This is a genomic window from Nocardia sp. NPDC006044, assembly GCF_042871115.1.
Lineage (GTDB): Bacteria > Actinomycetota > Actinomycetes > Mycobacteriales > Mycobacteriaceae > Nocardia.
The window spans coordinates 991223-1013205 of the sequence record NZ_JBIAID010000003.1 but is presented as its reverse complement, the minus strand read 5'-3'; the positions used below and the strand labels follow the sequence as shown (position 1 = coordinate 1013205).

The 21983-nt window shown below is 67.6% G+C and carries 21 protein-coding genes; 13 read left to right on the top strand and 8 right to left on the bottom strand.

Annotated features, from left to right (window positions below; translation table 11 throughout):
- The first annotated feature begins 74 nt into the window (after positions 1-74).
- The 3 genes from ACFYO1_RS29155 to ACFYO1_RS29145 are packed head-to-tail and all read left to right on the top strand — an operon-like array spanning position 75 to position 2674.
- A complete protein-coding gene (locus ACFYO1_RS29155) occupies positions 75-1190 on the top strand; it encodes a ferredoxin reductase (protein ID WP_387237464.1) in 1116 nt (371 codons plus the stop codon).
- Positions 1191-1210: 20 nt separating this feature from the next.
- Positions 1211-2359 (top strand): fatty acid desaturase family protein, encoded by a 1149-nt coding sequence (locus ACFYO1_RS29150; RefSeq protein ID WP_387237461.1) that lies wholly within the window; start codon positions 1211-1213, stop codon positions 2357-2359.
- Complete coding sequence (locus ACFYO1_RS29145) at positions 2360-2674, top strand: hypothetical protein (protein ID WP_387237458.1); 315 nt, start codon at positions 2360-2362, stop codon at positions 2672-2674.
- Here ACFYO1_RS29145 and ACFYO1_RS29140 read toward each other — a convergent pair whose 3' ends face one another.
- Complete coding sequence (locus ACFYO1_RS29140; RefSeq protein ID WP_387237455.1) at positions 2675-3208, bottom strand: DUF4254 domain-containing protein; 534 nt, start codon at positions 3206-3208, stop codon at positions 2675-2677.
- Between the two features lie 299 nt (positions 3209-3507).
- Here ACFYO1_RS29140 and ACFYO1_RS29135 point away from each other — a divergent pair, with 299 nt between their 5' ends.
- The gene (locus tag ACFYO1_RS29135; RefSeq protein WP_387237451.1) at positions 3508-3924 is read left to right on the top strand and encodes a hypothetical protein; all 417 of its coding nucleotides are present in this window, start codon (positions 3508-3510) and stop codon (positions 3922-3924) included.
- Here the strand turns inward: ACFYO1_RS29135 and ACFYO1_RS29130 are convergent.
- Positions 3921-4583 (bottom strand): TetR/AcrR family transcriptional regulator, encoded by a 663-nt coding sequence (locus ACFYO1_RS29130; RefSeq protein ID WP_378714587.1) that lies wholly within the window; start codon positions 4581-4583, stop codon positions 3921-3923. The genes ACFYO1_RS29135 and ACFYO1_RS29130 overlap by 4 nt on opposite strands.
- A gap of 129 nt (positions 4584-4712) precedes the next feature.
- Here ACFYO1_RS29130 and ACFYO1_RS29125 point away from each other — a divergent pair, with 129 nt between their 5' ends.
- Positions 4713-6764 (top strand): CocE/NonD family hydrolase, encoded by a 2052-nt coding sequence (locus ACFYO1_RS29125; RefSeq protein WP_387237447.1) that lies wholly within the window; start codon positions 4713-4715, stop codon positions 6762-6764.
- Positions 6765-7048: 284 nt separating this feature from the next.
- Positions 7049-7753: a DUF4389 domain-containing protein gene (locus ACFYO1_RS29120; RefSeq protein WP_387237444.1), complete on the top strand. Its 705-nt coding sequence runs from the start codon at positions 7049-7051 to the stop codon at positions 7751-7753.
- A gap of 20 nt (positions 7754-7773) precedes the next feature.
- On the opposite strand, the gene ACFYO1_RS29115 is transcribed toward ACFYO1_RS29120, so the two are convergent.
- The 3 genes from ACFYO1_RS29115 to ACFYO1_RS29105 are packed head-to-tail and all read right to left on the bottom strand — an operon-like array spanning position 7774 to position 10439.
- The gene (locus ACFYO1_RS29115; protein ID WP_387237441.1) at positions 7774-8763 is read right to left on the bottom strand and encodes an ATP-binding cassette domain-containing protein; all 990 of its coding nucleotides are present in this window, start codon (positions 8761-8763) and stop codon (positions 7774-7776) included.
- Position 8764: 1 nt separating this feature from the next.
- Complete coding sequence (locus ACFYO1_RS29110; RefSeq protein ID WP_387237438.1) at positions 8765-9592, bottom strand: ABC transporter permease; 828 nt, start codon at positions 9590-9592, stop codon at positions 8765-8767.
- Entirely contained in the window at positions 9585-10439 is an 855-nt protein-coding gene (locus ACFYO1_RS29105) for an ABC transporter permease (protein WP_387237435.1), read from the bottom strand. The genes ACFYO1_RS29110 and ACFYO1_RS29105 overlap by 8 nt, the downstream gene beginning before the upstream one ends.
- Before the next feature lie 130 nt (positions 10440-10569).
- On the opposite strand from ACFYO1_RS29105, the gene ectB reads away from it, so the two are divergent.
- The 4 genes from ectB (at position 10570) to ACFYO1_RS29085 (ending at position 14734) form a co-directional block, all read left to right on the top strand.
- Entirely contained in the window at positions 10570-11826 is a 1257-nt protein-coding gene (gene ectB, locus ACFYO1_RS29100) for a diaminobutyrate--2-oxoglutarate transaminase (protein WP_387237432.1), read from the top strand.
- A gap of 154 nt (positions 11827-11980) precedes the next feature.
- Positions 11981-12304, top strand: a complete 324-nt coding sequence (locus ACFYO1_RS29095) for a hypothetical protein (protein WP_378714576.1) — start codon at positions 11981-11983, stop codon at positions 12302-12304.
- Positions 12301-13728: a hypothetical protein gene (locus ACFYO1_RS29090; RefSeq protein WP_387237429.1), complete on the top strand. Its 1428-nt coding sequence runs from the start codon at positions 12301-12303 to the stop codon at positions 13726-13728. The genes ACFYO1_RS29095 and ACFYO1_RS29090 overlap by 4 nt, the downstream gene beginning before the upstream one ends.
- Positions 13715-14734: a hypothetical protein gene (locus ACFYO1_RS29085; RefSeq protein WP_387237426.1), complete on the top strand. Its 1020-nt coding sequence runs from the start codon at positions 13715-13717 to the stop codon at positions 14732-14734. Before ACFYO1_RS29090 ends, ACFYO1_RS29085 begins: the two co-directional genes overlap by 14 nt.
- 3 nt (positions 14735-14737) lie before the next feature.
- Here ACFYO1_RS29085 and ACFYO1_RS29080 read toward each other — a convergent pair whose 3' ends face one another.
- Positions 14738-15976, bottom strand: coding sequence for an MFS transporter (locus ACFYO1_RS29080; RefSeq protein WP_387237423.1), 1239 nt, complete (start codon positions 15974-15976; stop codon positions 14738-14740).
- 247 nt (positions 15977-16223) lie between these two features.
- On the opposite strand from ACFYO1_RS29080, the gene ACFYO1_RS29075 reads away from it, so the two are divergent.
- Together ACFYO1_RS29075 and ACFYO1_RS29070 are read left to right on the top strand one after the other, a co-directional pair.
- Positions 16224-16931 (top strand): respiratory nitrate reductase subunit gamma, encoded by a 708-nt coding sequence (locus ACFYO1_RS29075; protein WP_387237420.1) that lies wholly within the window; start codon positions 16224-16226, stop codon positions 16929-16931.
- A gap of 120 nt (positions 16932-17051) precedes the next feature.
- Positions 17052-18503: a purine-cytosine permease family protein gene (locus ACFYO1_RS29070; protein WP_387237417.1), complete on the top strand. Its 1452-nt coding sequence runs from the start codon at positions 17052-17054 to the stop codon at positions 18501-18503.
- Here ACFYO1_RS29070 and ACFYO1_RS29065 read toward each other — a convergent pair.
- Together ACFYO1_RS29065 and ACFYO1_RS29060 are read right to left on the bottom strand one after the other, a co-directional pair.
- Positions 18476-18739, bottom strand: a complete 264-nt coding sequence (locus tag ACFYO1_RS29065) for a GlsB/YeaQ/YmgE family stress response membrane protein (RefSeq protein ID WP_150403242.1) — start codon at positions 18737-18739, stop codon at positions 18476-18478. The two genes, ACFYO1_RS29070 and ACFYO1_RS29065, sit on opposite strands and share 28 nt — an antisense overlap.
- Positions 18740-18921: 182 nt before the next feature.
- Positions 18922-20943, bottom strand: coding sequence for a putative bifunctional diguanylate cyclase/phosphodiesterase (locus ACFYO1_RS29060; RefSeq protein ID WP_387237414.1), 2022 nt, complete (start codon positions 20941-20943; stop codon positions 18922-18924).
- A 227-nt stretch (positions 20944-21170) separates the two neighbouring features.
- Here ACFYO1_RS29060 and ACFYO1_RS29055 point away from each other — a divergent pair, with 227 nt between their 5' ends.
- Positions 21171-21977, top strand: coding sequence for an SAM-dependent methyltransferase (locus ACFYO1_RS29055; RefSeq protein WP_387237411.1), 807 nt, complete (start codon positions 21171-21173; stop codon positions 21975-21977).
- Positions 21978-21983 lie beyond the last annotated feature (6 nt).

Sequence of the window (21983 nt, the reverse complement as noted above, 5' to 3'; positions counted from 1 at the left end):
GAACGCAACGTCGCGGCCCTGACAAGTCGACCAGCCCTCGACCAGAGGCACCCGACACGAGGCACGGAGAACGAATGGTGGATCTCATCAATGTGGTGCAGACCCTGACCTCGCCGCACCCGCTGGACCGGTACCTGGAACTCGTGCGCCCCATGCTCACCGCGCGGGAGATGCGCGCCGAGGTCATCCACGTGGATCGCTCGGTCCCCGGTTCGGTGACGCTCACCCTGCGCCCCACCCGGCAATGGAAAGGCCACGCCGCCGGGCAGTACGTCCAGATCGGCGTGGTGATCAACGGTGTCCGGCACACCCGCTGCTATTCGCCGGTGAATCCGGCGTCCGGGCGGAGCAGGCACATCCAGCTCACCGTCAAGGCGCACCCCGACGGTCTGGTCTCGCAGTACCTGGCCCGCAACGCCGCGCCGGGCCTGGTGGTCGATCTGGAACCGGCTGCGGGCGTGTTCACGCTGCCCGACCAGCGCCCGGACCGGGTGCTGCTGATCAGCGGTGGCAGCGGCATCACGCCGGTGCTGTCCATGCTGCGCACGCTGGCCGACGAGGGTTACCCGGGTGAGGTCGTCTTCCTGCACTACGCGAAATCGCCCGAGGTGGTTCCGCACCGAGCGGAACTCGACGCGATCGCCGAGCGGCACAAGAACTTTCGCATCGAACTGCGGCACCCGTGGCGACCCGACACCGCCCGGATCGATGCGAGCGCCCCGTGGGTGGACGTAACGCCCGCGCAGTCCAGTGGGTATTTCGACTACGACGAGCTGGAGCGGGTGGCGCCGTGGTTCGCCGAAGCGCACACCTACGTCTGCGGCCCGCAGCCGCTGATGGACGCGGTGCGCAAGATCTTCGAAGCCGAGCAGCTGGAAGATCGGCTGCACACCGAGGAATTCACCCTCTCGCTCACGCCGGTCGACGCCGACGACGTCTTCGGCACGGTGAACTTCTCGGCCAGCGGCATCGCCGCGGACAACAACGGCGCGCCCCTGCTGGAGCAGGCCGAAGCCGCGGGGCTGAGCCCGGAGTTCGGCTGCCGGATGGGAATCTGCTTCTCCTGCACCGCGGTTCGCCGCACCGGTTGCACCCGCAACCTGCGCACCGGCGAGACCGACAGCGATCCGGATCAGCCCATCCAGCTCTGCATCAACGCCCCCGTGGGCGACGTCGACATCGACATCTGACGAACAAAGGATTCCTCGACATGACAATCCTCACCGAAACCGAAAATGGCCCGCTGGTGCTGAGCCCGGACCAGATCGAAGAACTCGGCAAGGCGCTCGACGAGCTCCGCGCCAGGACCGTCGCCGACCTCGGCGATCGCGACCGCGAATACCTCTACTCGATCATCAAGGCGCAGCGCGGTTTCGAGATCGCCGGCCGCGGCCTGATGTATCTCGGCTTCCTGCCGCCGGTCTGGCTGGCCGCGGTCGCCGCGCTGAGCGTGTCGAAGATCCTGGACAACATGGAGATCGGCCACAACGTCATGCACGGCCAGTACGACTGGATGCGCGAGCCCGGCCTGAATTCCCGTGTCTTCGAATGGGATACGGTCTGCCCGGCGGATCAGTGGAAGCACTCGCACAACTACATCCACCACACCTTCACCAACATCCACAACAAGGACCGCGACATCGGCTACTCCATCCTGCGGATGGACGAGAGCCAGTCCTGGAACGTCTTCCGGCTCGGCCAGCCGCTCTACGCCTTCGCGCTGATGATGCTGTTCGAGTGGGGCGTGATGGCGCACGACCTCGAGGTCGAGAATGTCGTGCGCGGCAAGCGATCCTGGGCCGACATCAAGCGCACCGTGCTCGGTCAGGTGAAGAAGGCAGGCAAGCAGGCGCTCAAGGACTACGTGGTGTTCCCCGCGCTGACCGGCCCGCTGTTCCTCAGCACGCTGGCGGGCAACGCGACGGCGAACCTGGTCCGCAACGTGTGGGCTTACTCGATCATCTTCTGCGGTCATTTCCCCACCGGCGTACAGACGTTCACCGAAGAGGAGACCGAGAACGAGACCCGCGGCGAGTGGTACATCCGGCAGATGCTCGGCTCGGCCAACATCACCGGCGGCAAGCTGTTCCACATCATGTCCGGCAATTTGTCGCACCAGATCGAACATCACCTGTTCCCGGACATCCCGGCCGCGCGTTATCCGGAGATCGCGCCGGAGGTCCGCGCATTGTGTGAAAAGTACGGATTGCCGTACAACACGGGCTCGTTCAGCAAGCAGATCGGCTCGGTGTGGTTGAAGATTTGCAAGCTCGCGCTGCCGCCGAGCTTGGTCAAGAGCGATCCGGCTCCCGGTGTTATCGTGATGCGTCAGCGAAAGGCAAGCGAAGTGGGCGTGTGAATGATCGGGAAATTCGAAAGCAACAAAGACCTCATTCAAGAATTGACATCCTCGGGCGCCAAGCATGTCGGCAATATCGCCGGCATCATCGCGGGCACCGTCGCGGAGGTCACCAAGGAGATCGGTGAGTGGTTCACCGACGCGATCGAGATGAAAGAGGCCGCCGAGGCCGCCCGGCGCGATGCCGAGGCCGGACGCGATCTGGATCTCGATCTCGACGATGATCTCGCGCCGGCCCCGAAGCCGGCGGCCGGCCCCGCGGCGCCGTTCGTCGACGCCGAGGTGGTCGAGCCGGGGGTCGACGAGACCCGCTGATCACCACACCGGCAGCCGGCGCCGGTGCTCGGTGACATCGGTGATCAGATCCCGATAGCCGTCGGTCAGTTCGGCGAGCCTGCACCATTGCAGGTGGGCTTCCCCGTCCACCTGCACCGGGCGCGTTCGCTGCTGCGGTGTCCGGCGCAGAGCTCGTTGTGCCGCAATCCATTTCGCCGCCAGTCGATCGATCACCGCGCCGAGCGTCTCGGTATGCAGCGAGGCGCCGCCGCGGTGTTCGACATGGTCGGCCACCCAGGCGTCGATCCGCCCGACCAGCGCGGCGCGATCGCCGTCGATGTCCTCGACCAGCATGCTGCACGCCGCGACCCGGCCGTCCGGTGCGTCCGGCGCGTGCGCGGCCTCGATCGCCGTACTCCTTCGCTCGTGACATTCGACCAGTTGCCGCGCGGCGGTGAGCACGCTGTGCGGGTCGCGGTTCGGGTCATCGGGTTCGCGGAAGGCGCGCAATAGCTCGGCAGGCGGGGGTAACTCGTCGGTTCCGTTACGGACGCGTGCGTATTCGGTCGGCATGTGCGTACACCCCTGCGATAACGATTCCATTCTGGATGCGCCAGGGCCGAGGGGGATTTCGGGGAGGGGCACCCCTCGGCTCCGGCGCAGACCCGCACTCGGACGCCACCCCCCATAGTCCACCAGCACGGCAAAGTTACCGGGAAATCCGCGACGATGCGATGAGGAAGACGCCCCGAGAAATCGGGACTCTTTCAGGAAAGCGCGGCCACCGAACCGACGCAATAGTATGGTGTACAAATCTGAAAGCCGCTGGTAAATCGTTATGCACCGTTACGGCGAGGTCACGTGCGTGCACCGTGGGCATTACCGCCGAGCCGGTACCGGCGCACCAGCAGCTACCGGATCGGCGCGGCGGCTGCGCGGGCTCGTTCGATCGGCTAGCCTCGGTGTTCGTGCCCGCCTACGTGTCATCGCCCGAACTCACCTTCGGGTTCATGTTCGCGCTGGAAGACCCCGAGCGAATCGGAGAGGTCGTGCGCACGCTCATCGTTCGCAAGACCGTCTCGGTCTTCCGCCTCGCCCGGCTGTCCGACGACGACGGACCACCGGAACGTTATGTGGTGAATTGGGCCGTCATACCGCAGATTTCGATCACCACCGAGGCGCCGGAACCCGATGAACTCCAGGCGCAGGGCATCATGCTGGTCAACGCTTTCCTTAGTGAGGATGGCGAAGTGAGCCTGTATTCGTCGCAGGGGACCGGTCCGGGCTAGGCGTCCCATTCCGGCACGCCGAACAGCGCCATGGTGATCTGGTACAGATGTGCACCGAGCGTCGGCAACGCTTGCGCGCCGGGGCCGTCCAGGCAATCGCGAATTCGGTCGTCGACCGCGCCGATGAGTGCGTCGAAGATGTCGGCCGGAATGTCGACCGGGATATCGCCCTCGCTGCGCCCGATCCGGAAGGCCGCGTGCATCCGGTGCGCCAGCAGCGTCTTCATCCGCCGGCGTTGTTCGGCGACGATCGGCCCGGCGACCAGGCATTCGATGTGCAGCGCCCGGGCGTAGATCCCGTTCTCCGAGAGCACCTGTAGGTAGGTCTCCAGTGTGGTGCGGATGAGCGCGCGCCATTCGGTGCGCGGGGTGGCCCGCACGCTGGTGTCGAGTTCGCCGAGTACCAGTTCGACGGCGGCCTCGAAGGCCTCGGCGAAGCAGTCGTCGCGGCCGCGGAACAGCTGGTAGAAGGTGCGCCGCGAGACGTTCGCGCGGGCCACGATGTCACCGACAGTTGTTTCGCCGTAACCTCTTTCGGCGACCGCCTCCAGGACCCCCAGGAACATCCGCATGCGCTGCGAATGCGCCACCGCCTCCGGCGTCATGCCGTGTGTGCCGCGTGGCAGACGGCCGCGGTCGACGCCGGCTTCTAATCCCATCTCCTGACAATAGTCGCTCGCTCGATGTGATCGCGGTCATACTTGCCCATCGGATGTGGTCCCCGTTACTCTCACATTCAGCATGGGTACGCCAGTGTTTTTAAGTAGGTAGCTAAGGGGTCGAGGTCGATGAGGACAGTTCGCCGCGCGTTGAGTCGGGTCGGGATCCTCGCGATCGCGACCGCCATGACCGCACTCTGGGCGGTGCCGGCCACCGCCGAGTCGCCTCCGGACGGCGGTGACCTGGGCCGGCAGTGGACCGCCGCCTACGATGGCCCGGCGAGATATCCCGGGCCGGTGCACATCGACTTCGACGTGCCGATAACGATGAGCGACGGAACGGTGCTCAAGGCCAACATCTACCGGCCGGTCGACGCCGCGGGACGGATCGTGGACGAGCCGCTGCCCACGATCGTCAACCTGACCCCGTACACGAAGTTCGCCTCGCTGATCGCGGACCTCGCGCTGAATATCCCGGTTTTGTCGGACGCGCTGATCCAGCTGGTCAACCGGTTCGATTTCGGCGGAACGCCGTTCGACTCGATCACCGACCTGACCAAGGCGCTGGCCGGCGGCGCGCCGCGCGCGTTCGGCGCGGATCGCAAACTGGTGCAGCACGGCTACACCTACATCGTGGCCGACGTGCGCGGCACCGGATACTCGCAGGGCGCCTGGCAGTTCTTCCAGAGCCGGGAGAACCAGGACACCCTGGAGCTGATCGACTGGGCGAGCAAGCAGGCGTGGTCGGACGGCAATATCGGTATGTCCGGCATCTCCTACTCCGGCATCAATCAATTCAAGGCGGCCGAGCAGAATCCGCCCGCGCTCAAGGCGATCTTCCCGATCGAAGGCAGCACCGATACGCTCACCGATGTCGCCTTTCCCGGCGGTGGACTCGGATTGTTCGGCCCGCTCTATATCGCCGGGGTCGACCTGATCTCGAATTTCCCGGATCCGGTCGGCATCGCGCTCGGCCATCTGGATTACCAATGGCTGTTGGATCGCGTGGCCACGCCGCTGGAATTCTTCGACTACATCCTGATGGCGTTGTCGCTCAACGTGGACTCGGTGCCGCAGCCGCTGAAGGACCAGCTGCTGCCCGGTAGCTCGCTGCGCTCGGCGTTCACCGACGGTCATCCGGAACGGATCCAGGTGCCGACCTTCGCCTATGGCGGCTGGCAGGACATCTTCGCGTCGTCGAGTGCGCGGTCGTTCTCCGATATTCCGCTGCCGCCGGAGCGCAAGAAGCTCATCATGGGCGACACCTACCACTTCAATCCCGGTTCCGGTCTCGGCGATCCCGGTAAGCCGCCGCGCTTGGACGTGCTCCAGAAGGCCTGGTACGACAAGTGGCTCAAGGGCGTCGACAACGGCATCGACGGGTACGGCCCGGTGGTGCTGTGGCAGCAGGGCGGCGGCTGGACCACCGCGTCGTCGTTCCAGCGCCCGGATCTGCAATACCAGCGGATGTACCTCTCGCCCACGGTCAGCGGCACCGCGACCAGTGTCTACGACGGGTCGCTCAGCGCGCAAACACCTGATGCCGCAGCGCAATTGACGGTGTCGCCGGTCGCCGGGCTCACCTCGCTGTGCTCCCGCGACGCGGCGGTCGAATCCGCGGGCGTCATCAGCCTGCTCAATTTCTGCGGTCGCGACGACCGCATCCACGAGCTCGGCGGCCTCACCTTCACCGGGGCGCCGGTCGCCGAACCCACCGTGCTGTCCGGCCCGATCAACGTGCACCTCAACACGATGTACGACAACATCGAGGGCTACTGGGCCGTCACCGTGAACGATGTTGCGCCGAACGGACAGTCGACCGTGCTGTCCAGCGGGCAGCTCGCCGCCTCGCTACGCGCGGTGGACGAGGACAAGAGCACCAAGGACGCCGACGGCGACTACACCCACACCGTGTACAAGCTGACCCTGGCCGACCGGCAGACCCTGGTGCCGGGGCAACCGACCGTGCTCGACGTCGGGGTCAACCCGGTCGATGCCGTGCTCCAGCCGGGACATCGGTTGCGGGTCAACGTCTTCGCGAGCAACTTCCCGCGCGGCTTCCTGCCGCCGCCGCTGCTGTTCGACGGCGGCATCCCGAACTCGGTTGCGCCGCAGCACCTCCTGCTCGACCCGTCGGCACCGAGCTTCGTCAACGTGCCGCTGAGCCGGCCGCTGGGCTGACCGCGGGCGACGGCCGGGAATAGGCACGGGCCGGGCGCTCCGGAATGCCGCCGGAGCGTCCGCAGCGGATCGTGATGGCACCGGAGCTCTCGGCCACGTCGAATCCGACCGGCCTTTCGGGCGATAACGGCGGAGTTTGGGACACGCCATTCTGGTGCATCCCTATTCGTTGGCGTGTCGGTACCCGATCGTGGCGTTCGCGACCGTCGAATACGCGAGAATCACACATATTCCGCACCTGGTTTGTGGCGTGGATCGAAAGGCACCGGAAAGGAGCGTCGATCATGGAACCCGAAAACCCTGTCAACACCGCGAAACTGGCTGATCCGGTCAATCCCGTTCGTGTCCGAGGTGATCTGGATCCCGCGTTGTCCCGGTGGATGTGGCTGGTCAAGTGGCTGCTGGCCATTCCGCATTACATCGTGCTGATCTTTCTGCACATCGCCTATTTCGTCCTGACGGTGGTCGCGTTCTTCGTGATTCTCTTCACCGGTAAATACCCCCGGGCGATGTTCGACTTCAATGTCGGGGTGATGCGCTGGACCTGGCGGGTCGAGTTCTACGCGCTGTCCGTGCTCGGCACCGACAAATATCCGCCGTTCAGCCTGCAGCCCAACCCGGACTACCCGGCCGATCTCGAGGTCGACTATCCCGAACGGCTGCATCGCGGTCTGGTGCTGATCAAGTGGTGGCTGCTGGTCATCCCGCACGGCCTGATCCTCGGTGCGCTGCTCGGCGGCGGCACGACGGTCGTCATGCGCAGTGACGACGACTGGGCCAGTTGGGGAACGGTGCCGCTGATCTTCTTCCTGCTGCTGGTCGCGCTGATCGCCCTGTTGTTCACCGCGCGCTATCCGCAGGGTCTGTACGACTTCGTCGTCGGCATCAACCGGTGGAGCATCCGGGTGCAGGCCTACGCCACGCTGATGCGCGACGAGTACCCGCCGTTCCGGCTCGACCAGGGCGCCCGCGAGCCCGGAACTCGGTGAGCTACACCGAGTCCGCCCGCTCAGCGGGCGGACTCGTATATCCGGCGCACCACGTCCTCGATCTCCGGCTCCTCGATGGACAGATCGCGCACCTCGGCCCGATCGGAGACCAGCGCCAGCAGCTGTGCGGCCGTGGTCTTTTCCGGATCGAAGGCCAGTCGCTGCCGCATCCCGCCTGCCTCGGCGCTCAGTAGCCGCGCACAGGGCAGGTCGTCGATAGCCGCGGCCGGCTCGGCCAGGTCGACCACCAGCACCCGCCGCGCGCCCACCGTGGCCGCGAGGCCGGTCAGCGACCCGTCGTAGACGAGCCTGCCGTGATCCACCACGAGCACACGGCCGCACAGTCTTTCGATGTCACCCATATCGTGCGTGGTGAGCAGCAGGGTGGTGCCGCGGTCCGCGCGTTCGGCGCGCAGGAACTCCCGCAGCCGTTGCTTGGACAGTACGTCCAGGCCGATGGTCGGTTCGTCCAGGATCACCAGTTCGGGTGAATGCAGCAGCGCCGCAGCCACTTCCGCGCGCATGCGCTGTCCGAGCGAGAGCTGGCGCACCGGGGTGTCCAAGGTGTCGGCCATCTCCAGCTGCTCGATCAGCTCGTGTTTGCGTTTGCGCGCGACATCCGGATCCAGCCGGTGGATGGCCGCGAGAATCGAAAACGATTCGCGCAGCGGCAGATCCCACCACAGCTGGGAGCGCTGCCCGAACACCACGCCGATCCGCGCGGCCAGCTCGCGCCGCTGCCGGACCGGTTCCAGCCCGCAGGTGCGCACGCTGCCCGAGGTCGGCACCAGGATGCCGGTGAGCATCTTGATCGTGGTCGACTTGCCCGCGCCATTCGCGCCGATGTAGCCGACCGCCGCGCCGCGTTCGATCCGGAAGGACATCCGGTCCACCGCGGTCAGCGTCTCGCGGCGGCGCCGCCAGTGCTTGCCGGTCTTGCGGGACAGGGTGAATTGCCTGGTCAGGTTCTCGATGTCGATGATCGCGTCCGCCGAGCCGGATTTCGCCACGTTATCCGCCGCCTCCCTGGTAGTGCCGAGTACCGAATCGCCAGAAACTCAGCGCGAGCAGCCACACCCAGAGCACCGCCAGCGGGGTCAGCCAGGCCAGCCAGGCGGGCAGCAGCGCCGGGCCCGGCAGTCGCAGCAGCGCGATGGTCGGCAGGTACGCGGTGAAGCAGACCGGAATGGCGAAGCCGAACAACACCTTCAGCGGCGCCGGAAACACCGTGGCCGGTTGCACCGCGGCGAACGAGCCGCCGTAGGTGAAGCTGTTGGTGAGTTCCGCGCCGTCGATCAGATAGAACTGCAATCCGGCCGCGCAGACGAAAATGCCGCCGAACAAGACGATCCCGCCGACCAGGGTGAGCAGCACCAGCCCGAAGGCGGCCGCGTTCCACTCGATGTCGTTGCGCAGGAACCCTAGGCCGAGCACGACCAGCGCGACGGCGGCGCGGGCGAAGCGGCGCAGCGAGATGTCGCTGGTGATCAGCTGAAGCAACAGTGGTTGCGGCCGTAGGTGATACGCGTCGAGCTGGCCCATCCGGATCAGGGTCGGCAGCGTGTCCAGATGTCCGAACAGCACCTGCGCCAGGGCGAAGGTCGACTGGCCGAACCCGAACAGCAGCAGCGCGGCGTTCAGATCCAGGCCGCCGAGCACCCGGACGTTGTGGAAGATCACCCACACCTCGGCGAATTCGACCAGCCCGATCAGGAACGCGCTGAAAACCTCACTGGCGAAGGACAATCGGTAGGCCCGCTGGGCGCGGACGCGCGAGCGCAGCACCGCCGCGTACGGGGTGAACCAGGTCCCGGCCCGCGAAATACCAGGCTCAACCACCCTGCACCTCCAGCTTGCGCCGCCCGGCCGCCAGCAGGATCCGGCCGATACCGCCGACCACCAGCACCCAGAACAGCTGCACGGCAACCACGCCCACCGCCGCCGTCCCGGTGATCCGCCCGGACAGCACATCGATCGGCGATTGCAGGATCGAGGGGAACGGCGTCGCCTGGGCGATGGTGCGCAGCCAACCGGGAAACATGTGCACTGGCACAAAGAGTCCGGCGAGGAAGGTGCCGGTGACTTGGTACAGCACCCGCAGACCACGGGTCTCCACCACCCAGAAACCGATCAGCGCGACGGCGAACAGGCACAGGAACGAAATGGCCACCGCGAGCAGCACGCTCACCGCGCCGAGCAAGTAGGGCAGCGGAGTACCGGGCAAGACCAGCCCGAAGGTGCACACGCCGATCAGCACGCTCGGCACCCCGCGCGGCAGGATGGTGCACGCGGCCCGGCCGAGATCGCCGGCGAGGTAGCCGAATTGGACGTCGACCGGGCGCAGGAAATCGATCGCGATGTCGCCGTTCTTCACCCGGTCGGCCAGGTCCAGCGGCGGTCCCATGAATTGCATCGCGCCGAGCAGGCCCTGCGAGAGCCACACGTACGCACCGATGGACCCCTCGTTGTAGCCGCCGAAATCGCCGGTGGCCCGGACCGCGGCGAGCATCACCGCCGCCCGCACGAAGCCGAACACGCAGTTGGTGAACAGGCCGGCGAACATGGCCAGCTTGTACTGTGATTGCCGGCGGAAACCCGCGCGCACGAGGTGGGCGTACACCGGCAACGTGCGCCACGAATACCTGGTCGCGACGAGCCTCCCCTCCCCGTTTGCTCTCCCGCGCACAAAGAGTCAAGCCTAATCCTCGCCGGAGGGCGGGCGGAACCCCTTGCGGCGGTTTTTGGAAAAGTGCCTCATGGCGCGCGCGGCAATGTTAGAAACACAGTCACTTCAGATTGTGTGAGAAGGATCGCCGATGACCGCCGCCGGGATGACCATTTTCGAGGCCCTCGAATCCACTGTGCGCGGCTACTGCCGGTGCTGGCCCGCGGTGTTCGACACCGCGAGCGGCGCCTGGCTGCGCGACGAGCACGGCCGGGAGTACCTGGACTTCTTCGCCGGCGCGGGCGCGCTGAATTACGGCCACAACAATCCGGTGCTGAAACGGGCGCTGCTGGACTACATCGCCGGCGACGGCATCACGCACGGACTGGACATGTCGACGGTGGCCAAGCGCGGGCTGCTGGAAGCGCTGCGCGACATCGTGTTCGGCCCGCGCGAGCTGGACTACAAGGTGCAGTTCCCCGGCCCGACCGGAGCCAACGCGGTGGAGGCCGCGCTCAAGCTCGCGCGCAAGGTGACCGGGCGCGCGCAGATCCTGAACTTCACCAACGCCTTCCACGGAATGTCACTCGGCGCGCTGTCGGTCACCGGCAACGCCGCCAAGCGCGCGGGCGCCGGCGTGCCCCTGCCGCACACCATGCCGATGCCCTACGACGGATATCTCGACGCGCCCGACGAACTGGGCTGGATGCGGCGCGCGCTGGACGACCCGTCCTCCGGTCTGGACCGGCCGGCCGCGGTGATCGTGGAGACGGTGCAGGGTGAGGGCGGCGTCAATGTGGCGCGCGCGCAGTGGCTGCGGCAACTCGCCGAACTCTGCGCGGCGCGCGGCATCCTGTTGATCGTCGACGACGTGCAGATGGGCTGCGGCCGGACCGGTCCGTTCTTCTCCTTCGAGACCGCCGGCATCCGCCCGGACATCGTCACCCTGTCCAAGTCCATCGGCGGCTACGGCTTGCCGATGGCGCTGGTCCTGGTCAAACCCGAGCTCGACCAGTGGACGCCGGGCGAGCACAACGGCACCTTCCGCGGCAACAACGCGGCCTTCGTCACCGCGCGGGTCGCGTTGGAGCACTACTGGTCCGATCAGCGGCTCGAACACGCCACGCGCGCGAAAGGCGCACGGATCGAGCGGGATCTGACCGAGTTGGCCGCGACCGTCCCCGGCGCCAGGGTTCGTGGTCGCGGACTGGTGCACGGCCTGGCCTTCGACGACGCCTCGCTGGCGGGCAAGGTCTGCCAGTCCGCGTTCGACCGCGGCCTGCTGGTGGAAACCTCCGGCGCGGCCGGCGAAGTGGTGAAACTGATGCCGCCGCTGACCATCACCGACGCCGAGATCGGCCATGGCCTTGGCCTGCTGGCCGACGCCGTCACCGAGGTCTGCCACTGACGCTCGTCGCCAGCGCATGACATTGCGCGCGATGATTGCCATACTCAGGCGGAACGGACTCGCGACGATCGGACGCAGGGTGTCCAGGTCGCGCAGTAGGCTTGTCTCGAATCATGTCGCGGTAGCGAAAGACTCGGAACCCGGGAGGGGAACGGTGGACACGCTGAAGCTGGATCCGGCGGCGGTGGCCGCTTACACCGCGATCGCGGACGCGGTCTCCCAACAGTTGGCCTCGGCCGCGGCGGTCGCCTCCGGGGCGGTGGATCAGGACCGGCTGACCGCCGATCTCGGCTTGATCGGCGCGGATTTCGCGGCGCGATTCACCACGGCGGTGTCCGAACACGCCCAAGCGCTGTCCACCGCGGGACAACTCGTCGGCACCTACGGCGAAATCCTGCGCGGCTACAGCACGGACATGCAGGGTATTGATACCGAGACCGCAGGTGTGATCACCAAGACCGGAGAGGCCCTGACATGAGAACCCTTTCCGGACTACGCAGGCGATCGGCGCCCCCGGCCCGCACCGAGACCGCGGCCCCCGCCACGACCTATCTCGATCCGAACGTGGACCCGCCGATCGTCGCCGCCCTGGTGCGCCCGCTGCTGCAACTGCGCTCCACCCTCGGCACCGGCGTCGCCGTGCCGAACCCGACCGCGACCAGCGCGCTGTCCTCCGCGTCCACCCAGGCCGCCGACGTGGAGGGTCCGCACCGGGACGGCCTGCACGCGCTGGAGTCGACCTGGACCTCGCGCGGCGCCGATGCCGCGGTGCCCGCGCTGCGCACCACGCAGACCGAGATCGGCGAAATCTCCGATCGCGGACCGGCTTACCTCAGCGTGCTCGGCGACGCGCACGCCACCAGCGCCCGCGCCGCGCGGACGGTGGACCAGATCATCGCCGACTTCCGCCGCGACGCGCGCGAGATCCTCGGCAACGCCACCGCTGCCCCGGACACCGACGCGGTGATCGCGCGCGCGAGCCAGGCCCTGCGGGACGCCCTCATCACGGTCAACACCGCGCAGACCGAGATGGACGACCACAGCAGGCGATTGGACCAGATGGGACCGCTGACGGTCACCCAGCCGTCCGGCGTCACCGCCGCGCAGCCGAGCACCGGCGGTCAGTTCATCCCGGGCGGCACCACGCAATTCAATCCCGGCGCCACGTCCCCGAGCCAATACGTGCCCGGCACCACGGTCCCCAATGCCGGTGCGAACGGGCAGCCGATCGATCCGGCGCTGGCCGCCCAGCTCCAGTTGCAGCAGCAGCTGATCTCCGCGGGCGTGCAGGTCGGCACCGCCGCCATCAACGCGGGCGTCGACATCGGCACGAACATCATCGACAAGATCGCCGGCGTCGGCACGCACATCATCGACAAGGTGGCCGAGGTCGGCACGCACGCCATCGACACGGTGGCGGCCGGCGCGGACAAGGCGGTGACCGAGGCGATCCGTCCGGGCAGCACCACCGGCGACCAGTCGAACGGCTCGGCCAACTCGGCCAACTCCGGCAACTCGCCGAAGCTGTTCGACTTCGGCGCGGGCGCACGGCCGTCCACGCCGTCGCAGCCGACCGGTCCCGGCACGGTGATCCCGCCGTCGCAGCACGGATCCACCGGCGGGTCCGCCCCGTCGGCTCAGGTCACCGCGCCGCCGCCCGAGTCGAGGCCCGCCCCGGCGCCCGCCGCCGAGGCGCAGGCCCCGGCGGACACCCCGTCGCGTTCGGCCAGCCCGGACCAGCAGTCCCATCCGGGAACCAATGGGGGAGTGGCGATGCCACCGCCGCCGCGCGCCGAGGACCAGGAGCACAAGCCCAAGGACGGTCAGCTCGGTGTCACCGTGCCGACCGCCGCCGTCGCGGTGACCCCAGTGCTCGGCGACTACGACGATGACACCCTCTGATCCGAACTCTCCGAGTCGGCCAGAGGGGCAGCGCAATCCGTTCGACACCGGGCTGCCGATGCTGCGCACGCCCGTCGGCAAGGCGAAGAAGCGGCGACGGTCGTCCGGCCGCCGTGGGCCGGTGCGTCGCCGAGAACCGGAGGTCGCCGTGTCCGACCCGCTCATCCCCGCCGACCCGGATCGACCGCGGCGCACCGGGGACTGGGAAGAATGGCTCGAACCGCAGCGGATGTCCGAACCCCCGCTGGAACCGCAGATCGAGCACGATCGGCGGCGGATGCGGGCCGCGGAATTCGACGCCGAAGGCTACGAGGAGAACGTCGCCCCGGCCCCCGCGATCATCAACCGGTCCGGCATCCACCCCGGTGTCCCGCTGCGTCATCCGACCAAGCGGCGCGATCCGCAGCGCGGCAACAAGGTGCTCGCGGTCCTGATCGTGCTCGGCATCGGGATCGCGGTGGTCTCGATCCTGCTCGCCGCCGTGCACGGTTTCGGCAAGGACAGCTCCTCCACCGCGGCGACCGCGACCGGCCTCACGCCCGCGACCGCCCCGGCGAAGAACTCGGCCGGACCCTCCGCCGCGACAACGACGGTGGCGCCCGCACCGGCGTCGGCGATCGCGACCCAGGGCTGCGAACAGAAACGCACCCCGGACGCGGTCTCCGGCACCGATCCCGGCGGCACCGCCAACGGCCCCGACGCCATCCTCGCCTTCGAATACGCCTACTACGTCGAACGTTCGGGCTATCGGGCGCGCGCGGTGGTCGCCGACAACGCCATCGTCTCGCCCGCCGAGCAGATCCAGCGCGGCATCAACCAGATCCCGGTCGGCACCCGCTACTGCGTGCAGATCACCCGATCGCGCGACGGCGACGACGGACTCGCGCACTGGGAAGTCCAACTCACCCAGCAGTATCCGGGTGAGCAACCCAAGACCTTCACCCAGCTCATCACCACCCGCACCCTGGCGGCGCGCACCCTGATCACCGCGATCGCTTCGGCCTGAGGGTTATTCGCGAGCCGAGCGCCAGGGCAGCAGGACCACCGAAACCAGCATGAGGGCCGCGCCGGCCGCGATCGCGGTGCGCGCGCCGGTCTGACCGGCCAGCACGCCCCAGGCGACGGTGGCCGCGGCGGTGACCAGGCGGGCGGTGATGGTCCAGGCGGTGAGCACCCGCGCGACCTTGTCGTCCTCGGTGTGCAACAGCCGGTAGGTGCTGAACGCCGGGTTGAAAACGCTGATGCAGGTGATCATCCCGATCTCGACCGCCATCACCAGCAGCAGTCCCGTCGCGCCCGGCTGCACGAGGGGCAGTCCGAGCAACCACGGCACCCGCGCGACGCCGAACCCGAGCAGGATCCGGCGCTGTCCGTAGCGGCGCACCAGCGGACGCGCCAGCCGCGCGCCGACGACCCCGCCGAGGCAGGGCACGCCGAAGCCGAGCCCGTACTGCCACGGCGCGAAACCGAGATCGTTCAGCAGCAGAAAGGCCAGCACCGGGGCCGTCGCCATGATCAGCGAATTCACCAGCACGGTGTTGCAGATCAGCCCGCGCAGCACCGGATTCGCGGCGATCGTGCGCCAGCCCTGGGTGATCTCGACCAGCCGGGACGGCGCGGCGGGCCGGACCGGCGGGGCCGGCTCGGGCACCTCGATCGAGCGAACGCACAAGGCGGACAACAGGAAACTGACCGCGTTCAGCACCACCGTGACGACCGGACCCAGGATGCCGATGAGCACTCCGCCCAGCGGCGGCCCCACCGCCGTGGAGACCCAGGTGGCGGTCTCGAAGCGTCCGTTGGCCGCGAGCAGATCGTCTTGAGCGACAAGGCCTTTCAGGTGTGCGCTGCTGGCACCGAGGAAGACGATGTCGGCGACCGCGACCACCATCGCGACCACGAGCAGTTGCGGATAACTCAGCGCGCCGGCGAAGTACGCGACCGGCACGCTCAGCAGGACCAGGAACCGCAGCAGATCGGCGCGAATCATCAACTGCCGCTTGGGCCGGAACTCGATCCAGGCCCCTAGCGGAACCGCCAGCACCGCACCCACCGCGCCACCGGCGGCGGCCATCAACGACACCTGCAACGCGCCGACGTGCAGCACGAGAACCGCGATCAGGGTGAACGCGTCCAGCGCGAGAAAGGTGCCCACCGAGCTGATCGCGAACCCACGCCAGAGCCGCTCGAAGTCGCGCCCGAGGGCAGGGCCGGCCACGGCACGGGCGGACAACCGATTGGTGACCATCGCAGCGATCCAACACCGCGTCCCCGTCCGGGGCAAGCCGCCGGTGCCGGGGGCATCGGCCCGCCCGCGGCGGGTATCGACGCGTTATCGCTGCTTTATGGCATTGATTGACATTTCCGCGGAATGGGTTGTGCGTTCGCACCGCCGACAATCGAGATCTGGTCCAGGGCAATTCGGCACTTGTTTGAACGCCGGAGGTCTGCGATGGTGGTGCGTACCTCGGATAGTTTCGATTTTTATCAGTTCGATGGAGAAGGCGGGTCGGCAGATGATGTCGGTGCTGTGGATCATCCTGCCTTACAGCGCGTTTCTCTCATTCCTCGTGGGTCATGTGTGGCGTTATCGGCACGATCGATTCGGCTGGTATACCGCTGTCCCGGAGACCGATCGGGCGCAGCGGATCGGGGCGAGCGCGTTTCGCATCGGATTGTGCGGCGTATTCGCCGCCCGGTTCACCGACTTCCTCGCCGCCGGCCCGCATTCGCATCCCGAAGGCTGGATCTACGGCACCATCACGGTCGTCGAGATCTGCGCCCTGGCGACCGCGACGATCGGCGCGGTACTGCTGTTCGTGCCGGACATGATCGGCAGTCCGGCCCGTCCCGTGGTGAGCCCGCTGGACCGCATCACCTTCCCGATCCTGGTGGCGGGCCTGCTGACCTGGGTGGCGATCAAGTTCGACCCGAACTCCTCCGGCGACGGGTACCGCACCGCCGAAACGTTGTTCGCCTGGTTCCGCTCGCTGTTCAGCCTGCACCCGAATCCCGAGCCGATCGAGCACGCCCCGATCATCTACCAGGCGCGCGGCCTGGTGCTGATGCTGTTCATCGCGATCTGGCCCTACACCCGGCTGGCGAGCTTCCTCGCCGAGCCGCTCTACCGCCTGATCCAGCGCCGGCAGTCCGCTGCTCCGGCGCGGCGGGAGCGGGAGTTGTCCGTGCCGAGGCAGAGCTGAGCGAGACCCGCTGTCCCGGTTCGCTGCCCCCATTTCCGGTGCCACACAAAGAAGTACAAGACCGACCGGTGTGCGCCATACTGCATGATCGGACACGGTGACAGGTCGGAAGGCGGGACCATGGCGGATGAGCGACTCGACGCGGGCGCTTCGATCGAACGCCGCACCATCGAGGTGATTCCCGACGCGGAGCGCCACGGCACCCCGTTCAGCCAGTTCACCCTGTGGTTCGGCGCGAACATGCAGATCACCGCGGTGGTCGACGGCGCGCTCGCGGTGGTGTTCGGCGCCGACGCGCTGTGGGCGATCGTCGGGCTGCTGGTCGGCAACGTCCTCGGCGGGATCGTGATGGCCCTGCACTCGGCGCAGGGACCGCGCCTGGGGCTGCCCCAGATGATCTCCAGCAGAGCGCAATTCGGCGTCTTCGGGGCGGTGCTGCCGCTGCTGCTGGTGGTGGTGATGTATCTCGGCTTCGCCGCGACCGGCACGGTGCTGGCGGGGCAGGCGGTGAACAAGATCCTGCACATCGACAACGCGACGGTCGGCATGCTGGTGTTCGGCGCGCTCACCGCGGTGGTGGCGGTGACCGGGTACCGGCTGATTCATGTGGTCGGGCGGATCGCGACCGTGGTCGGCCTGCTCGGCTTCACCTACCTGGGCATCCGGCTGTTCACCGAGTACGACGTCAGCGCCTATCTCGGGGTGAAGTCGTTCGACCCGGTGACATTCGTGCTGGCGATCTCGCTCGGCGCGGGCTGGCAGCTCACCTTCGGCCCCTATGTCGCCGACTACTCGCGCTATCTGCCCCGCTCGACCAGCGATCGCACCACCTTCCTGGCGACCTTCGCCGGCAGCGTGCTCGGCTCGCAGTGGTCGATGACCTTCGGCGCGCTGGTGGCCGCCGTGGCGGGAAAGGCGTTCCTGGGCAACCAGGTCGGCTTCATCGGCGAGCTCGCGGGCCCGTCCGCGCTGGCGCTGCTGATCTACCTGGTGATCGTGGTCGGCAAACTGACGGTGAACTGCCTCAACGCCTATGGCGGGTTCATGTCCATCCTGACCTCGGTGACCGCGTTCAACCGGCAGTCGCACACCACGCCGTTCGCGCGCGCCGCCTATATCGTCGGCTTCACCGCGGTGTCGATGCTCGTCGCGATCGGGGCCAGCGCCGACTTCCTCGGCAACTTCAAGAATTTCGTGCTCACCCTGCTGATGGTGTTCACCCCGTGGAGCGCGATCAACTTGATCGACTACTACCTGATCTCCCGCGAACGCATCGATATCCCCGCGCTCTACGACCCGGACGGCCGCTACGGCCGCTGGAACGGCACCGCGCTGGCCTGCTACGTGGCGGGTGTGCTCGCGCAGATCCCGTTCCTGGCCCAGCAGCTCTACACCGGGCCGATCACCGAAAAGCTCGGCGGCGCCGACATTTCCTGGATCGTCGGCATCGTGTTCACCGCCGCGATCTACTACCCGCTGGCCCGGCGCACGAGTAACCCGCCGGATCGAATGATCTATCCGGCGGGCACCGTGGAATCGGCGGATCAGACTCGCGCGCGCACGAACTTGTAGATGACCAGCAGGATCACCGCGCCGACGATGGCGCCGAGGAAGGCGTGATTGACCGGCGGCTGGAGGGTGAACTTGTGCGGTGCGAACACCAGGCTGCCCAGCGTGCCGCCGACGTAGCCGCCGACGATGCCGAGCACGATCGTGCCGATCCAGCCGAAATTCTCCTTGCCGGGGACCAGCAGGCGCGCGATGGCTCCGGCGATGAGGCCGATGATGATCATCGAAATGATGCCCATGGATTCGCTCCTTGAAATTCACAGGGTGTGACGCACGGGAGACGCCGCGATCAGTGTGCGGGATACCCGGGTTTCGCGCGCGGTAATCGTGCGCCGGATACGCATCGAATGGGTGAACTTCGTTTCGCGTCCGCCGGCTGGCCGTATTCGGTGTCGGCTGAACTCTTGCGGCAGTTGGTGTTTCAGCTCAGCCGCAGATCGGAGACGCCGAGCAGGGCGGTTACCTGATCGGCGGGCATCGGGTAGTGGAAGTGCCAGCCCTGCGCGGTGTCGCAGCCGAGATCGCGCAGTTGGTCGGCCTGGTGCCGGGTTTCGACGCATTCGGCGGTGACGGTGAAGCCCAGCGCGTGGGTGAGATCGATGATCGTTTCCAGCAGCAGCAGATCGGTGGGACTCGCGGTGTCCGGGGTGCGGATGCGCTGGATGAACGGGCCGGCCAGCTTGACCACGTGCAGCGGAAGTTGGCCCAGGTAAGCAAGATTGGAGTAGCCGGTGCCGAAATCGTCGATGGCGATGCGGACCCCGGCGTCGGCGAGGGTGTGCAGCGCGCGCAGCGGCCGGCCGGTGGTCTGCATGAACGCGCGCTCGGTCAGTTCCAGTTGCAGCAGGCTCGCGTCCATGCCGGTCTCGGCGATCACCTGCTGCACGTGGTCCAGCCAGGCCGGATCGGCGACCTCGGCGGCGGACACGTTCACGCTCACCGTGGGAGTGTGCGGATAACGGTCGTGCCACTCGCGGCTGGCCCGGCAGGCGGTCTCCAGGACCACCGCGCCGAGCGCGCCGATGTGCCCGTGGTCCTCGGCGATATCGACGAACCGGGCCGGGCTGAGGATGCCGAGATCCGGGTGCCGCCAGCGCACCAGCGCCTCCACCGCCACGGTCTGCCCGTCGGCGAGCGAGACGATCGGCTGATAGTCGAGGTAGAACTCGCCGTGCCGCAGCGCCGACGGCATCGCCGCCGACAGCTCGGCGCTGGTGTGTTCGCGCCGGCCGCGGTCGGCGTCGAAGATGGCGTAGCGCCCGCGCCCCGCGGCCTTCGCCCAGTACATGCTGGTGTCGGCCGCTTGCAGGAACTCGCCGGTGGACAGGCGGTCGGCGCGTTCCTCCATCACGCCGATGCTGGCGGTGACGGTCAGCTGGTGCTCGTGCACGTAAAACGGCTGGGCCAACGCGTGCAGCACGGTCTTGGCCACATTCGCCATTTCCTCGACCCCGGTGGAATGCGGTATCAGCACGACGAATTCGTCGCCGCCCATCCGCGCGACCAGCTGATCGGTCCGGGAGACACAGGCATTCAGCCGCGCCGCGACCTGCGCGAGCAGTTCGTCGCCGACTGCGTGCCCGAACGTGTCGTTGACCGTCTTGAAGTGATCCAGATCGATGTAGCAGACCCCGACCCGGACGCAGTCGGCGAACGCGGCGGTGAGCGCGTCGAAGAAGCGGGAGCGGTTCGGCAGGCCGGTCAGCTGATCGTGATGCGCGCGGTACTGCAACCGTTCTCGCAGCGCGCGGCGTTCGGACACGTCCTCGACCAGCACCAGCGTGTACTGCGGCTGACCGTGCTCGTCGCGGATGAGCGAGACGTTGATGTGCGTCCACACGGTGCCGCCGTCGCGATGCCGGTAGGCCTTCTCCAGTTGCACGTTGTCGTACTTGCCGGCGAGCACCCCGGCGTACTTCTGCCACATGTCCGGGCCGTCGTCGGGGTGGGTCAGATCGGTGACCGACAGCGTGCACATCTCCTCGGGCCGGTACCCGAGCATCGCCGCGAACGCGTTGTTGACCTCGATGATCCGGCCGGTCATGTCCGAGAGCCCGGTGCCGATCCCGGCCTGGGAGAACACCGCGCGCAGCCGGGCCTCGCTGGAGCGCAGCTGCTGCTCGACCACCCGGCGGGCGGCGATGTCGGCGGCCCGGACGCTCTCCTGCTCGGCGAGCAGCCAGGCCCGGAAGGCGCGCAGATAACCGGTGGCAAAGGCGGCCAGCAACTCGGCAGCTCGGTCGGCGGGGACCGCGCAGGGGCCGAGCAGGTGCGCGTTGAGCACGGCCAGGCTGCGCCCGAGGACCTCGTCGCCGACGAAGTGCGCGCGGGCCAGTTCGGCGCCGATTTCGGCGACGCGATCGGCGGAGTCCGTACCGGCGGCGGCGTGGACGAATTCCTGCGCCAGGGTGGCGAGCAAACGACGAGTTTCGGCAGAACTCATGGGCACGACATGATTTCGCGGCCCGCCACCGAGTGCGGCCGCCCATTGCCCGGCCAGTTCCGCGTGCGGCCCGCCAGGATCTGAACCGCTCCCGGCATCCCACGCCATAAGCTCTGATGGTAGTCCGATTTGCGGGCTTCCGCCCAACTGCACGTGCACGCGAACCCCGCTACGATGACCATGCTTTCGTCGCAGGTACGCGACGCCGTGAGAAGGGTTGGCGCCAGATGACCAGACCGAGTTGGGCTCCCGAAGGTATCGATCTGGATCGGCCCAGCGCCTCGCGCGTGTACGACTACTTCGTCGGCGGCATGCACAATTTCGAGATCGATCGGATGCTGGCCCGCCAGATCGAGGAGTTCACCCCCGGCGTCGGCGAAACCATGCGGGCCAACCGGGATTTGCTGCGCCGATGCGTGCGTTTCCTGGTCGACGAGGGCATCACCCAGTTCCTCGATATCGGCTCCGGCATCCCGACCGTCGGCAATGTGCACGAGGTCGCGCAGGCGGTAAATCCCTCGGCCCGTGTGGTTTACGTCGATATCGACCCGGTCGCGGTCGCGCACAGCCGCGCCATCCTGGACGGAAATCCGGCCGCCACTGTCGTGCAGGCCGACATCGGCCGGCCCGAAACCATTCTGTCCGACCCGCGGGTCGCCCAATTGCTCGACTTCGATCAGCCGGTGGCCGTGTTGCTGCTCGGCGTGTTGCATTTCGTGGCCGACGACGCCGATCCCGCGGGCTGCGTCGCCCGCCTGCGCGACGCCATCGCCCCCGGCAGTTACCTCGCCATCACCCACGCCACCGCCGACGGGCAACCCGACGAGGTGCTCGAGGCGCAGAAGCTGTCCGGCCGCACCTCCACCGAGATCGTGCTGCGGGCCAAGCCCCGGATCGCCGAATTCTTCCACGGCTGGACCCTCCTCGAACCAGGCCTCGTACACCTGCCCCTGTGGCGCCCTGACAACCCCGCCGACGTCGGCGAGCACCCCGAACGCTCGGGCGCCTACGGCGGCGTCGCCCGCAAGGACTGACCGCCG